Raw genomic sequence first — 13388 nt, 5'->3', positions numbered from 1 at the left:
CCGCGTAGCACGTCGCCACCGCCGCTGGGGTACTTGGTCAGCGCATGCACGGTGGCATCCACGCCCAGGCTGTGCGTTCCATCGGCCAGCAGATCGAAGGGATTGAAGGCCAGGCCCGCGCCCCAGGTGTTGTCCAGCACGGTGGTGACGCCCCGCTCGCGGCACAGGCGCACCATGGCGATGAGGTCGGGGAACTCCATGGTCACCGAGCCCGGCGCCTCCAGCCAGACCAGCCGCGTCTTGGGCGTGATTTTGGCTTCGAGGTCGGCAACATCCATGGCGTCATAGCACTGGTGGCGCACGCCGAAATGGGCCAGCTCGCCCTCGCTCAGGGTCTTGTTGGGGCCGTAGGCGTTGTCGGGCAGCAGCATCTCGTCGCCGGTGCGCAGCAGGGCCAGGGAGGTGGTCGCAATCGCAGCCAGGCCGCTGGGTACCAGCAGGCACTGCAGGCCGCCTTCCAGCGCGCTCAGGCGCTCTTCCAGCAAGAAGGTGGTGGGCGTGCCGTGCAGGCCGTAGGTATAGCTGCTCTTGTCCAGCCACTGGCGGCGGCGCATGGCCGCCACGTTCTCGAAGATCACCGTCGAGGCCTTGTGCACGGGCGGCTGCGGCGCAACAAAGCCCTCGGGCGGCTGGTAGGGATGGTGGATGAGATGGGTGCTGATCTGCAGGTCGGGTGTGCTCATGCAGCGCATCTTATGCGCTGGGCTGCAGCGTTCAGGCATAAAAAAACCAGGCGGGGAATCCGCCTGGTTTTCACAAGGGCAACGGAGCCGGTGGCTGCGATCAGCTGGCCTTGATCTCCAGCATGTTGCTGACGTTGTTCACGCCCTTGACGGACTTGGCAATGTCGCCTGCGCGCATCTTGAGTGCTTCGCTGGGGACCGAGCCGGTCAGCGTCACGGCGCCTGCCTTGGTGTCCACGTCGATCTTGAGGGCGGAGATATCGGGCTCCTTGATCAGGTCGGCCTTGATCTGGGCCGTGATGCCGGCGTCGTCGAGTGCGGCGCCTGCCTGGCTCATGGCGTTGTTGGTGGCCGCTTCGGCCTTGGCAGCACCTTCCTCAATCTTGGTGCCGGCGCTGCTCATGGCGTTGTCGATCTTCTGGCCGGCGCTCTGCGCGGCCTGCTGGGACTGCTGAACCGCAGAGTCGAGCTTCTGGCCCGCAGTGTCTTCGGTCTTGCCGCAGGCGGCAAGGCCGAAGGCCAGGGCAGACACGGCGAGGATCTGGCAGCAGCGTTGGGTGATGAAAGTCATGCGGTTACTCCTTGAATAGTTGTGAGGCGGTCAACACAGGCCTCGACTTTATTGAGGGCCCTGGGACAAACCCATACGACGCCGACGCAAGCGCCTGTAGGACAAGCCCGAACATCCGGGCACCATCCAGTTAGCATGACAATAGCGGCCATGCATTCCCTGGCGCGCTGGTTTCCCTTCCTGGCATGGCCCAAACCTTCGGCAGCCGTGCTGCGCGGGGAGTTCTGGGCAGGTCTCACCGTTGGTCTGATGCTTCTGCCCCAGGGCGTGGCATATGCTGCCCTTGCGGGCATGCCGCTGATCACGGGCATTTACGCATCCATCGTTCCGGCCCTGGTGGCCGTGCTGTTCAGCGGCTCGCCCCGTCTGGGCGTGGGACCCACGGCCCTGAGCGCGCTGCTGATCGGCGCCTCGCTCACGGGCCTGGCCGAGCCCGGCTCCGCGCACTGGGTGGCGCTGGCCGCATGGATGGCGATTCTGTCGGGCCTGGTGCAGTGGTCGCTGGGGCTGATGCGCGCCGGCTGGCTGCTCAACCTGGTGACCTCGCCCGTGCTCACGGGCTTCACGCAGGCTGCGGCGCTGCTGATCCTGGCCTCGCAGCTGCCTACGCTGCTGGGCCTGCGCTCGACCTGGGGTGCCGTCTGGAACACGCCGTCGCTGCAGCTTTTCGACTGGCAGTCCATCGTCTACGGCATGGCCAGCATTGCCTTGCTCGTGCTCGCCAAGCGCTGGCGTGCGGCCTTTCCCTCGGCCATCTTCATCATCGCGCTGACCGGCGTGATCAGTTGGGCCACGGACTTTGCCGACGACGGCGGCGCCGTGGTCGGCCATCTGCCCGCGGGCCTGCCCAGCTTCCAGCTGCCGGGGCTGCTGAGCTGGGACGAGTTCGGCGCCCTGGTGATGCCGGTGCTGGTGATCTCGCTGGTGAGCTTTCTGGAGACGGCCTCCAGCGCCCAGGTGGAGCACCAGCAGGCCGGCACGCGCTGGAACGAGAACCAGGACCTGGTCGCCCAGGGCCTGTCCAAGATCAGTGCGGGCCTGTTCGGCAGCTTTGCCACCAGCGCCTCGTTCTCGCGCTCGGCCGTGAACCTGCTGGCCGGCGCCAAGACGGGATGGTCCAACGTGTTCTCCATCCTGCTGGTGGTCATCGTGGTGATGTGGTTCATCCCGGCGCTGTACCACGTGCCCAAGGCGGCGCTGGCGGCCATCGTGATCACGGCCGTGGTCAACCTCGTCAAGCCGCGTGTGCTGCTGCAGCTGTTCAAGGTGTCGCGCGTGGAGGGCAGCATTGCCCTGGCCACGCTGCTGCTGACCATCGTCACGGCGCCGCGCATGTACTGGGGCGTGTTCGCGGGCATCGTGCTGAGCCTGGGCTACTTCCTCTACCAGCGCCTGCACCCGCGCATCATCGAGGTGGGCCAGCATCCTGATGGCAGCCTGCGCGACCGCAACCTCTGGCAGTTGCCTCCGCTGGCGCCAGGCCTGCTGGCCCTGCGCATGGATGCCGAGCTGGACTTCGGCTCGGCCTCAGCCCTGGAGCGACGCATCGGCGACGAATGGGCGCTGCGCCCCGAGACGCACCACCTGTGCCTGCTGGCCCAGCCCATCAACCGCATCGACGTGACGGGCGTGGAGACCTTCGTGCGCCTGCAGCTGCTGGTGGCCAAGCGCAGCGGCGTGCTGCACGTGGTGGGCCTGAAGTTGCCGGCCGAGCAGGTGCTGCTGCGCGCCGGCGCCCTGCACCGCGGGCCGCACCTGCGGCTGTACCGCACCGATGCGGAATTCCTCGCCGCGCTGGCCCTGCCGCCCTTCATATCTCGGCCGGGATCAACATCTGTTACCAGCGATGGTGCAAAAGTCGACGCCGGCGCGGCGACAATTGAGCCTACACACTGATACACTTCACCGGCTTTTGATTCAGCCCTCTGTGACTGCCCCCGCCTCCCACCAATCCGTATACCTGCGCGACCTGCGCCTGGCCACAGCCCACGCGCTGGTTACCCACGCTGGCGGGGCGGTCCATTTGCCCACGGATTCGCCGACGCGTTACCTGCAGGCGCTGATCGACGAACTGTGTTCGCTGTCGCTGCGCGACCCGCTCACGGGGCTGGCCAACCGCCGCCATTTCCGCACCATTGCCGAGCGCGAGATCGACCGCGTGGCGCGCTCGGGCGAAGCGGCGCTGATGCTGATGCTGGACATCGACCATTTCAAGCAGATCAACGACCAGCACGGCCATATCGTCGGCGACCGGGTTCTGCAGTCGGTGGCCCGGACCCTGACCAGTTGCGTGCGCCCCATGGACACGCTGGCCCGCTACGGAGGCGAGGAGTTCGCCATCGTGCTGCCGGCCTGCCCTGCGACGTTCGGCCTGTCCGTGGCCGAGCGCATACGCAGCGCCATCGAGCGCATGCCGGTGGTCATCTCACCCACGTTGACACTGCAGATCACCATCAGCATCGGCGGCGCCTATGCGCTGCAGTGGATACGCAGCACCACGACCTTGTGGACCGAGCGTGCCGACAAACAGTTGTACCTGGCCAAGTCTGCCGGCCGCAACCGCGTGCACATTGAAGAACAACCAGACAGTACGGTAAGCGCGGAGGAAAAAAGCCTGCTTTTCGGACCTTTGTATGCCCCCTCCCCGTTTGACAATGGGCTGAATCCAGATATTGCAACCGATGTGGACCCCGAAGATGGACTCCGCTGATAGCCCGGTGGTAAGCGACAACGCCATTCCCCACCCCTCCCTGCCCGCTGCCGTTTCGATGAGCGATGCCGTGCGCGCCAAGCCGCGCGGACACATCATCGCCGTGACCAGCGGCAAGGGCGGCGTGGGCAAGACCTTCGTTTCGGCCAACCTGGCCGCAGCGCTGACACGCCATGGCCTCAAGGTCCTGGTGCTCGATGCCGACCTGGGCCTGGCCAACCTGGACGTGGTGCTCAACCTCTACCCCAAGGTCACGCTGCACGATGTGTTCACCGGCCGTTCCACGCTGGAGGAAGCCATCCTGCCCGCCCCCGGCGGCTACTCGGTGCTGCTGGCCGGCTCGGGGATGATCGAGTACTCGCGGCTCACGCCCGAGATCCGCCAGCAGTTCACGCACACCATCGAGACGCTGGCTCCTCGCTACGACATCGTGCTGCTGGACACGGGCGCGGGCATCTCCGACGTGGTGCTGTTCTCGGTGTCCATGGCCACCGAAGTGCTGGTCATCGCCACGCCCGAGCCCACCTCGCTGACCGATGCCTATGCGGCCATCAAGGTGCTTGCCATTCAGCAAAAGCGCCAGCAGATCCGCCTGGCCATCAACCAGGCCGCGCGTCCCGGCGATGGCCGCGCCATCACGGGTCAGCTCCAGCAGGTGCTCAACCGCTTTGTCAGCACGGCCTCCGGCGAGCCATTGCGGCTCACGCACCTGGGCGACATTCCCTCCGACCCGGCCGTGCGCGAGGCCGTGATGCGACGCCAGTTGCTGCTGCAATCCATGCCCGGTGCACCGGCTTCGCTGGCCGTGGCCCAGCTGGCCAATAAAATCAAGGCCCTGCTGGTGTCGGGCGGCTGATCGGGCCGCCCCTCGCCGGCGACCCGATCCAACCTGCGGCCCTTGCCGCCCCCGCCTGCCTGCCTGTGCCCGATATCCTCAATATTTCCTGCTACAAGTTCACGCCGCTGCCCGACGCAGCGGCGCTGCGCGACACCCTGGCCGAACGCGCCCAGGCCCTGGCACTCAAGGGCACCATCCTGCTGGCCGAGGAAGGCATCAACTTCTTCCTGGCAGGCCCCGCCCAGGCGGTGCACAGCTTCGTCGATCAGTTGCGCACCGATGAGCGCTTTGCCGACCTGGCCCCCAAGGAAAGCTGGTCCGACACCGTGCCTTTCCGCAAGATGCTGGTCAAGGTCAAGCGCGAGATCATCCGCATGGACCACCCCACCATCCGTCCGGCAGAGGGTCGCGCGCCTTCTGTCAGCCCCGCCACGCTGCGCCGCTGGCTGCAGCAGGGCCACGATGACGAGGGCCGCGAGGTGGTGACGCTGGATACGCGCAACGACTTCGAGGTCGATGCCGGCGCCTTCAAGGGCACCATCGACTGGCGCATCACCAAGTTCACCGAATTCCCGCCCGCGCTGCGTGCCCACAAGGCCGAACTGACCGGCAAGACCGTGGTCAGCTACTGCACGGGCGGCATACGCTGCGAGAAGGCCGCCATCCTCATGCAGGACGAAGGCCTGGACCATGTCTATCAGCTCGAGGGCGGCATCCTCAAGTACTTCGAGGAGACCGACGGCGCCTTCTATGACGGCGGCTGCTTCGTCTTCGACGAGCGCCGCGCCGTGGACGCGGACCTGGCGGCCGCCCCCCAGCTGGAGCATCCGCAGGCCCAGGAGACTCCGTCTGCATAGGCCGATCCCCCAGCCCTGACCTGAAGCCCGGGGCATGCACGCCACGCTTGCGGCGTGCACCACCAATGCGGCCGTGCCGGCTGCAGCATCGGCTGCCGTTCAACCCAGGGCACGCACCGAGTTGCTGAGCGAGCGGGCGCAGGCCAGCAGCCCTGGGCCCAGGCGGGCCTGCGCCTCCTCCACCGTCCATCGGCTGGTCGGCGCGACGATGTGCACGGCAGCCACGGGGCGGCCATGGCTGCCGATGACGGGCGCGCCCAGCGTCATGTCGCCCAGAAAGAGTTCCTCCCGGTTGACGGCATAGCCGCGCTGACGCGCCTGGGCCAGCTCATTGAGGATGGCGGCCTCGTCCGTGATGGTGAAACGTGTGTGCGCGGTCCGCTCGCTCTGGCGCAGCAGGGCCAGGGCTTCTTCATCGGGCAGTGCGCTCAGCCAGGCACGCCCCGAGGCAGTGCAGTACATGGGGATGCGGCTTCCAATGGGCATGTGCACCGGCACAAACTGGGCGCTGATGAAGCGTGCCACGTAGACCATCTCCAGCCCGTCGGGCTCGGTCAGGCAGGTGGTCTCGGTCGTGATCTTGGTCAGTTCCGAAAGATACGGATTGGCCAGGTCGATCACCGGGTTGGCCGCCAGGTAGTTGTAGCCCACGCGCATGACGCGCGGCGCGAGCTGGTAGCGCCGGGTTTGCGGATGCTTGCGGACGTAGCCCAGTTGCTCCAGCGTGAACACCATGCGTTGCGCCGAGCTTTTGTTGATGCCCGCAGCGGCAGCCACATCGGCCAGCGTCATGCTCCGGTGCTGCGCGCTGAAGGCGCAGAGCACGGCCAGGCCCTTCTCCAGCGACTGGTTGAACAGGGGGTTGGTGTCGTCATCCATCGGTGACGAAGCGGGTTGAGACGGTGCTTGCATGGCGGCAAGTATAGGCATCCACATCAAAAGAATCGCATATCGATTTCTTTGAATTGCTTAGTGGTTTTCTATTATTTCTTGAAGATTCATCCACATTGATCATTGGCACGGTTCCGAGAATTCTCCGCTGCAGGCGAGGGGCTGCCCCCAAGGTGACCTGTCCCTGCTCTTTCCTTCCGTCGTTCACGCCAAGGAGTCAGGCTATGCCAGGTTTTGTCCACCGCGTCCTCCACCTCGCCTTGGGCCTGTGTGCCGCCGGCGCCGTCGCGCTGGCTGCGGCGCAAGGCGGCAGTGCCCCGGCCAGCTACAACGTGGGCGCCACGCCCACAGGCATTCCGTTCACCTTTCTGGACGTCAAGAGCAACAGCATCCAGGGCATGATGGTCGACACCATGCAGGCCGTGGCCAAGGCCGGAGGCTTCCAGGCCCATGTGCAGCAGACCAGCTTTGCGGCGCTGATCCCCTCGCTCACATCCAGCAAGATCGACATCATCTCGGCGGCCATGCTCAAGACCGCCGCACGCCAGCAGGTGGTCGATTTCAGCGATGCGGTCTACTCCTACGGCGAGGGCCTGATCGTCAAGGCCGACGATGCCAAGGCTTATGTGTCACTGGACGATCTCAAGGGCGAGGTCGTCGGTGCCCAGGTGGGCACGGTGTTCTACGACCTGCTGCAGAAAAAGGGCATCTTCAGGGAAGTGCGCAGCTACGACTCGGTAGCCGACATGACGCTCGACCTGGCGCTTGGCCGCATCAAGGCAGGGCTGGGTGACCAGCCCATCATTGCCTACCAGATACGCCAGCACAGCTTCCAGGGCGTGAAGCTGGCCGAAAGCTACAAGCCCTCCAACGTGGGGGATGTGTGCCTGGTGGTGCGCAAGGGTGACACAGAAACCCTGGCCCGCCTGAACAAGGCCATCGCCACCATCAAGGCAGACGGCACCCTGGCCCAGATCGTCAAGAAGTGGGGCTTCTGAGGACATCGGACGCCCGTCGGATCGCCTCGCGCATCAGCCCCCTTTGCCGCGCAATGCACGGCAATGACACCTTCGAGGAAAGTACGCCATGCAAGCATTTGTGCAGCACGCGCGAGAGTTCCTGCCCATCCTGCTGCAAGGAGCGGTGGTCACGGTGCAGGTCACCGCGCTGTCGTTCCTGTTGTCCAGCGCGATCGGACTGGTGCTGGCGCTGGGCAAGCTCTCACCCGTGCGCGCCGTCTCGTGGGCCGCGTCGACCGTGGTCAATGTGATACGGGGCCTGCCCATCATCGTGCAGCTGTTCTACATCTACTTCGTGCTGCCCGAGGTCGGCATCCAGCTCACCGCCTTCCAGGCCGGGGTGATCGGCCTGGGCATTGCCTATTCGGCCTATCAGGCAGAAAACTTCCGCGCCGGCATCGAGGCGGTGGACCCAGGCCAGCGGGAAGCCGCATTGGCCATGGGCATGCGACCGGCCCTGCTCATGCGCCGCGTGGTGCTGCCGCAGGCATTCCGCATAGCGCTGCCGCCCTACGGCAACACCCTGGTGATGATGCTCAAGGACTCGTCCCTGGTCTCCACCATCACCGTGGCCGAGATGACGCGCCAGGGCCAGCTGATCGCAGCGTCCACCTTCCAGAACATGACGGTCTACACCCTGGTCGCCCTGCTCTACCTGGCCATGAGCCTGCCGCTGGTATGGGGGCTCAGGCGTCTGGAAAAGCGCTTTGGAGCGGGAAGGAAGTCGCCATGATCGAGATCGATCACCTGGAAAAGGCCTACGGCGAGCATCGCGTGCTGCGGGGCGTCAACCTGCGCGTGGCACGTGGAGAAGTGGTGTGTCTGATCGGCCCTTCGGGATCAGGCAAGTCCACGGTGCTGCGCTGCATCAACGGCCTGGAGTCGTACCAGGGCGGCGAGGTGCGCGCCTTCGGTGAGCGCGTGGACACACGCGCGCCGTCCATCCACGCGCTGCGCAGCCGCATGGGCATGGTCTTCCAGCGCTTCAACCTCTTCCCGCACCGCACCGTGGTGCAGAACGTGATGGAAGGCCCCATCCATGTGAAGGGCCAGGCGCCCGGCCAGGCCCATGCCGAGGCATTGGAGCTGCTGCGCAAGGTAGGTCTGGCAGACAAGGCACAGGCTTGGCCCGCACAGCTTTCGGGCGGGCAGCAGCAGCGGGTGGCCATTGCCCGCGCCCTGGCCATGAAGCCAGAGGCCATGCTGTTCGACGAACCCACTTCGGCCCTGGACCCCGAGCTGGTAGGCGACGTGCTGGGCGTGATGCGCCAGCTGGCCGAAGAAGGCATGACGATGATCGTGGTCACGCACGAGATGGCCTTTGCTCGCGAGGTGGCCGACCGCGTGTGCTTTCTGCACGGCGGCACCATCGTGGAGGAAGGCCCTTCGGCCCAGGTGCTGGGCGCACCGCGCCATGCACGCACGCAGGACTTCCTGCGGCGCGTGCTGCACCAGCACTGTGCGCCATCAGAAGGTGCGGCATGACGATGGCAGCTACCGCCTCCATCGCATCGTCTTCGTCGGTACGCCCCGTGCTGTCGCACCCGTCAGCGCCATCGCTGTGGGCGGCCACTGCACCCGCCGCACCGCCCACGCCACCGCTGGCAGCAGCGCTGACCACCACCGACGTGCTGGTGATCGGCGCGGGATATACCGGCCTGTCGGCAGCACTGCACCTGGCCGAAAGCGGCGCCAGCGTGTGCGTGCTTGACGCCCATGCTCCCGGCTGGGGCGCGTCGGGCCGCAACGGCGGCCAGGTGAACCCCACCCTCAAGTACGACCCCGACGAACTGCAGCGCATCCACGGTGCCGCTCTTGGCGAGCGGCTGATCGACGCCGTCTCCCGCTCGGCCGACCTTGTGTACGGGTTGATCGAACGCCACGGCATCGACTGTGCGCCCGTGCGCGCCGGCTGGCTGCAGGTCGGATACACCCAGCAGGCGGTGGACGGCATGCATGCGCGCGCCCGGCAGTGGGAGCGGCGCGGCGTGCGCGTGGAACTGCTGGACCGCACTGCTACGGCAGCACGCACCGGCACGCCCGCGTTTGCAGGCGGCTGGCTGGATGGCCGCGCCGGCGCCATACAGCCGCTGGCCTACGTGCGCGGACTGGTGCGCGCCGCACAGACCCTGGGCGCGCAGGTCCACAGCGGATCGCCCGTGCTGGCACTGGAGCGACAGGGCACGGACCATTGGGCCGCCACCACGGCCCAGGGTCAACGCATACAGGCCAGGCAGGTGCTGCTGGCCACCAACGGCTATACCGATGGTCTGTGGCCTGGCCTGGCGCGCACGGTACTGGCAGCCAACAGCTTCATCGTGGCCACGCAGCCCCTGGGCAAGGCGGGCGCGCACATCCTGCCCGGGGGCGAGACAGGCTCGACCTCGCAGCGCCTGCTGCTGTACTTTCGCAAGGACGCACAAGGCCGTCTGCTCATGGGCGGGCGCGGACATTTTGCGGACCCGCAGGGTGCAGGCGACTATGCCCACCTGGAACGCGCCGTGGCGCTGATGTTCCCCGGACTGGGCCCCCTCCAATACGAGTACCGCTGGGCAGGGCGCATCGCCGTCACACGCGACTTCATGCCCCACCTGCACCAGCCTGCCCCCGGCATCACCATGGCCCTGGGCTACAACGGCCGCGGCATTGCCATGGCTACCCTGCTGGGGCGGGAGGCGGCCGCGCTGATGGCCGGCGGAAATGCGCCGGCCTGCCCCTTTCCGGTAACGCCGGTTCAGCCGATACCGCTGCATGGGTTGCAACGGTTGTACATAGCGGCAGGGGTGGCTTGGTACAGCCTGCTGGACCGGCTGGGTGCGTGAGGTTCAGTGGAGCCGGCCGATCAAGCCGCGCCGGCCTGGCGCACCAGCCGCAGCGCCTGCTGCGCCACGCGCTCGCCGAACAGGCGCGCGGTCTCCAGGTCGCCCGGCAGCATCTCGGCGGCCGAGGCATCCGAGGCCGATTGCGCCATGGCGCCGCTGAAGGCGCCTATCCAGTTGAGGTCGTTGCGCTGCGCGGCGCGCGCGTTGGACGGCAGCATGCCGCTGCCCACCCACAGCCCGCCGTGCTGCATGGCCAGCTGGAACAGATAGTCCAGCGTGGTCTGCTTGTTGCCGTTGACGCTGGCACTGTTGGTGAAGCCGGCGAACAGCTTGTCCTTCCAGGCCTGCACGAACCACGGCTTGGACGAGGCATCGGCAAAGCGCTTGAACTGCCAGCTGGGCCCGCCCATGTAGGTGGGCGAGCCGAAGATGATGGCATCTGCCGCCGCCAGCAGCTCCCAGCCGCCGGCAGGCAGCTGGCCGTCGCTGTCTATGGCCAGCATGCGCGCACCCGCGCCATCGGCCACGGCCTGGGCCATGCGCTGGGTGTGCCCGTAACCCGAGTGGTAGACCACCACGATATCTGCCATACAAGAAATCCTCGGGCGCCGGCCACGGCTCCAGGCCGGCAGGCGCCACATTCATCGATCATCCACGCCAAAAGGCCCCACAGCGCTGCTGCGGGGCCCACTCAGGCCGGTAGCCTAACAAAAATAAAGGAGCTGGCGGCAGTGCGCGGGCCACTCAATGGCGCCGTGCATCCACACTCCAGCCACCGGCGCCATGGGCGGCAAAGCCCAGCAGGCCGCCCGTGACGGCGATGTTCTTCCAGAACAGCAGCTGCTGCATCATGGCCGCGTCAGCCGGCACGCTCCAGTAGGCATGGAAGAAGAAGCTGGCCACCAGCGTGAAGAAGGCCAGCGCCAGGGCCGCCCAGCGCGTGCACCAGCCCAGCAGCAGGGCCAGCCCGCCGACGATCTCCACCACCAGGGCCACGGCCACGCCGATCTGCGGCATGGGCATGCCCACCGAGGCCGCATAGCCCACCGTGCCGGCGAAGCCTCCGATTTTCTGAAAGCCCGCAGGCACGAACATCAGCGCGATCAGGATGCGGCCGGCCAGCGCCAGCGGGTTGCTCAGACGGTTCAGCATGATGGTTACTCCTCGTGAATGCTCAGGCTTGCAGATCGAACACCAGGACCTCGGACTGTTCCCCGTCGTGCAGGCGCAGTCGCGGTTCATTCTCCACAAGGGCCGCATCGCCCGTTGTCAGCCGTTGCCCATTGACGCTCAGCGCGCCGCGCACCAGGTGCACATAGGTTTTGCGGCCGGGGGGCAGCTCCATTTCGGCGTGCTCATCGCCGTCGAACAGGCCGGCATAGAGCCGGGCATCGGCATGGACGGTGACCGAGCCATCCGCGCCATCGGGCGAGACCACCAGGCGCAGGCGGCCGCGCTTTTCCTCGTCGGCGAAGGCTTTCTGCGCATATCCGGGCGCAATGCCCGTCTCGCTGGGCAGCAGCCAGATCTGCAGGAAATGCGTGGTCTGGCCTGGTGCGTGGTTGTGCTCGCTGTGCACCACGCCCGAGCCGGCGCTCATGCGCTGCACCTCTCCCGGCGAGATGGTCTGCTCATTGCCCATGCTGTCCTTGTGCGAGAGCCGGCCTTCGAGCACGTAGCTGATGATCTCCATGTCCTTGTGGCCATGGGCGCCAAAGCCCGTACCCGGGGCGATATGGTCTTCATTGATCACGCGCAGGTTGCCAAAGCCCATGTGGCGCGGATCGTGATAGCCCGCAAACGAGAAGCTGTGGTGCGAGCGCAGCCAGCCGTGGTCGGCATGGCCGCGTTCGCGGGATTTGCGCAGGGCGATCATGTGTATGTCCCTTTCAACTGGTCAGATCTTCAAAACTCTTGCGTCGGTGGCTCCACTGTAGAAGCCGCTGTAGCAGGCCAGGCACAGCGGGATTGATGGCATCATTCAAAGCTTTTGAATCCATAACGCCCCATGCCCAGCCCCCGCGACGTGCTCACTCCCGACAGCCTGGCCATGCTCCAGGCCATTGCCGAGGCCGGCAGCTTTGCCGCCGCCGCACGCCAGCTGGGCCTGGTGCCAAGTGCCCTGACCTACCGCGTGCGCCAGATCGAGGATGCGCTGGACGTGCTGCTGTTCGACCGCCGCTCGCGCCACGCCCAGCCCACCGAGGCCGGCCGGGAACTGCTGCGCGAAGGCACCCGGCTGCTGCATGAGATCGACACCGTGGCCCACCGCGTGCGCCGTGTGGCCACGGGCTGGGAGCCGCACCTGACCATCGTGGTGGACGGCGCCGTGGCGCGCACGCCCATGCTGGAACTGGTCGAGGCCTTCTACGCCATGCAGCCGCCCACGCGGCTGAAGCTGCGCGACGGCATTCTCACCGGCACGCTGGAGACGCTGACCTCGGGCCGCGCCGACCTGGCCATCGGCGTGGCCGTCAACTCCAGCAACGTGGCGGGCCTGCAGGCCTGCGAGCTGGGCGAGCTGGACTTCGTCTTTGCCGTGGCGCCCCACCATCCGCTGGCCACGGCGCCCGAGCCCATCACCGACGCGACGCTGCTGCAGCACCGCATCATCGCCGTGGCCGATTCAGGCCTGCGCGACAGCGCCAGCATGGGCCTGCTCAGCGGCCAGGACATCTTCACCGTGGACTCCATGCAGGCCAAGATCGAGGCCCAGGTGCGCGGCATAGGCTGCGGCTTCCTGCCCCATTTCATGGCCGACGTCTATGTGCAGGCCGGCCTGCTGGTAACGCGCCAGGTCGCCCGGCCCTCGCGCAATGTGCGCATGCACTACGCATGGTCCTGCCCGCCGCAGCAGGACCCGCCGCGCGCGCTGCAGTGGTGGCTGCAGCAGCTGGAAAGCCCCGCCACGCGCCGCGCTCTCATGGAAAATCATCACCGACATTGAGCTGGCGCACGCCGCCGGGCGGTCTGTGCGGGTGTAGAGTGGTTACGCGG

At 66.7% G+C, this 13388-nt stretch carries 15 protein-coding genes; 9 read left to right on the top strand and 6 right to left on the bottom strand.

The features are described 5' to 3' along the window. Window positions 1–683 (bottom strand): trans-sulfuration enzyme family protein (locus tag L995_RS15265; protein WP_047472498.1); only part of this gene is annotated, 683 nt, incomplete at its 3' end. A 100-nt stretch (window positions 684–783) separates the two neighbouring features. After that, window positions 784–1254 carry a BON domain-containing protein gene (locus L995_RS15260; protein ID WP_016447159.1) on the bottom strand — a complete coding sequence of 157 codons (471 nt, stop codon included), beginning with the start codon at window positions 1252–1254 and terminating at the stop codon, window positions 784–786. Window positions 1255–1404: 150 nt separating this feature from the next. Here L995_RS15260 and L995_RS15255 point away from each other — a divergent pair, with 150 nt between their 5' ends. The 4 genes from L995_RS15255 to L995_RS15240 all read left to right on the top strand — a co-directional run bounded on the left by L995_RS15255 (window position 1405) and on the right by L995_RS15240 (window position 5659). Next, window positions 1405–3150, top strand: coding sequence for a SulP family inorganic anion transporter (locus L995_RS15255; protein ID WP_016447160.1), 1746 nt, complete (start codon window positions 1405–1407; stop codon window positions 3148–3150). A 31-nt stretch (window positions 3151–3181) separates the two neighbouring features. After that, complete coding sequence (locus L995_RS15250; RefSeq protein ID WP_017403908.1) at window positions 3182–3964, top strand: GGDEF domain-containing protein; 783 nt, start codon at window positions 3182–3184, stop codon at window positions 3962–3964. Then, window positions 3951–4820 (top strand): MinD/ParA family protein, encoded by an 870-nt coding sequence (locus L995_RS15245; protein ID WP_016447162.1) that lies wholly within the window; start codon window positions 3951–3953, stop codon window positions 4818–4820. Before L995_RS15250 ends, L995_RS15245 begins: the two co-directional genes overlap by 14 nt. A gap of 65 nt (window positions 4821–4885) precedes the next feature. After that, complete coding sequence (locus L995_RS15240; RefSeq protein WP_047472497.1) at window positions 4886–5659, top strand: sulfurtransferase; 774 nt, start codon at window positions 4886–4888, stop codon at window positions 5657–5659. A 99-nt stretch (window positions 5660–5758) separates the two neighbouring features. Here the strand turns inward: L995_RS15240 and L995_RS15235 are convergent, their stop codons facing one another. Then, window positions 5759–6538 (bottom strand): IclR family transcriptional regulator, encoded by a 780-nt coding sequence (locus tag L995_RS15235; protein ID WP_047472496.1) that lies wholly within the window; start codon window positions 6536–6538, stop codon window positions 5759–5761. A 236-nt stretch (window positions 6539–6774) separates the two neighbouring features. On the opposite strand from L995_RS15235, the gene L995_RS15230 reads away from it, so the two are divergent. The 4 genes from L995_RS15230 (at window position 6775) to L995_RS15215 (ending at window position 10391) form a co-directional block, all read left to right on the top strand. After that, the gene (locus L995_RS15230; RefSeq protein WP_047472495.1) at window positions 6775–7548 is read left to right on the top strand and encodes an ABC transporter substrate-binding protein; all 774 of its coding nucleotides are present in this window, start codon (window positions 6775–6777) and stop codon (window positions 7546–7548) included. 88 nt (window positions 7549–7636) lie between these two features. Beyond that, window positions 7637–8302 (top strand): ectoine/hydroxyectoine ABC transporter permease subunit EhuD, encoded by a 666-nt coding sequence (gene ehuD, locus L995_RS15225; protein WP_016451664.1) that lies wholly within the window; start codon window positions 7637–7639, stop codon window positions 8300–8302. Continuing rightward, window positions 8299–9054: an amino acid ABC transporter ATP-binding protein gene (locus tag L995_RS15220; RefSeq protein WP_016447167.1), complete on the top strand. Its 756-nt coding sequence runs from the start codon at window positions 8299–8301 to the stop codon at window positions 9052–9054. Before ehuD ends, L995_RS15220 begins: the two co-directional genes overlap by 4 nt. Before the next feature lie 2 nt (window positions 9055–9056). Further along, window positions 9057–10391, top strand: coding sequence for an NAD(P)/FAD-dependent oxidoreductase (locus L995_RS15215; protein ID WP_047472494.1), 1335 nt, complete (start codon window positions 9057–9059; stop codon window positions 10389–10391). 20 nt (window positions 10392–10411) lie between these two features. Here the strand turns inward: L995_RS15215 and L995_RS15210 are convergent, their stop codons facing one another. The 3 genes from L995_RS15210 to L995_RS15200 form a co-directional block, all read right to left on the bottom strand. Further along, window positions 10412–10981: a flavodoxin family protein gene (locus L995_RS15210; RefSeq protein WP_046239827.1), complete on the bottom strand. Its 570-nt coding sequence runs from the start codon at window positions 10979–10981 to the stop codon at window positions 10412–10414. 154 nt (window positions 10982–11135) lie between these two features. Continuing rightward, the gene (locus tag L995_RS15205) at window positions 11136–11543 is read right to left on the bottom strand and encodes a DoxX family protein (protein ID WP_016447170.1); all 408 of its coding nucleotides are present in this window, start codon (window positions 11541–11543) and stop codon (window positions 11136–11138) included. Window positions 11544–11565: 22 nt separating this feature from the next. Further along, window positions 11566–12267: a pirin family protein gene (locus L995_RS15200; protein ID WP_047472493.1), complete on the bottom strand. Its 702-nt coding sequence runs from the start codon at window positions 12265–12267 to the stop codon at window positions 11566–11568. Between the two features lie 132 nt (window positions 12268–12399). On the opposite strand from L995_RS15200, the gene L995_RS15195 reads away from it, so the two are divergent. After that, entirely contained in the window at window positions 12400–13338 is a 939-nt protein-coding gene (locus L995_RS15195) for a LysR family transcriptional regulator (protein ID WP_016447172.1), read from the top strand. The last annotated feature ends 50 nt before the right edge of the window (window positions 13339–13388 follow it).

This window comes from Delftia sp. ZNC0008, from assembly GCF_000799035.1.
Taxonomy (GTDB): domain Bacteria; phylum Pseudomonadota; class Gammaproteobacteria; order Burkholderiales; family Burkholderiaceae_C; genus Comamonas; species Comamonas tsuruhatensis.
Note: the sequence above shows the minus strand (reverse complement) of the source record. Positions and strands in the feature narration are given on the sequence as shown.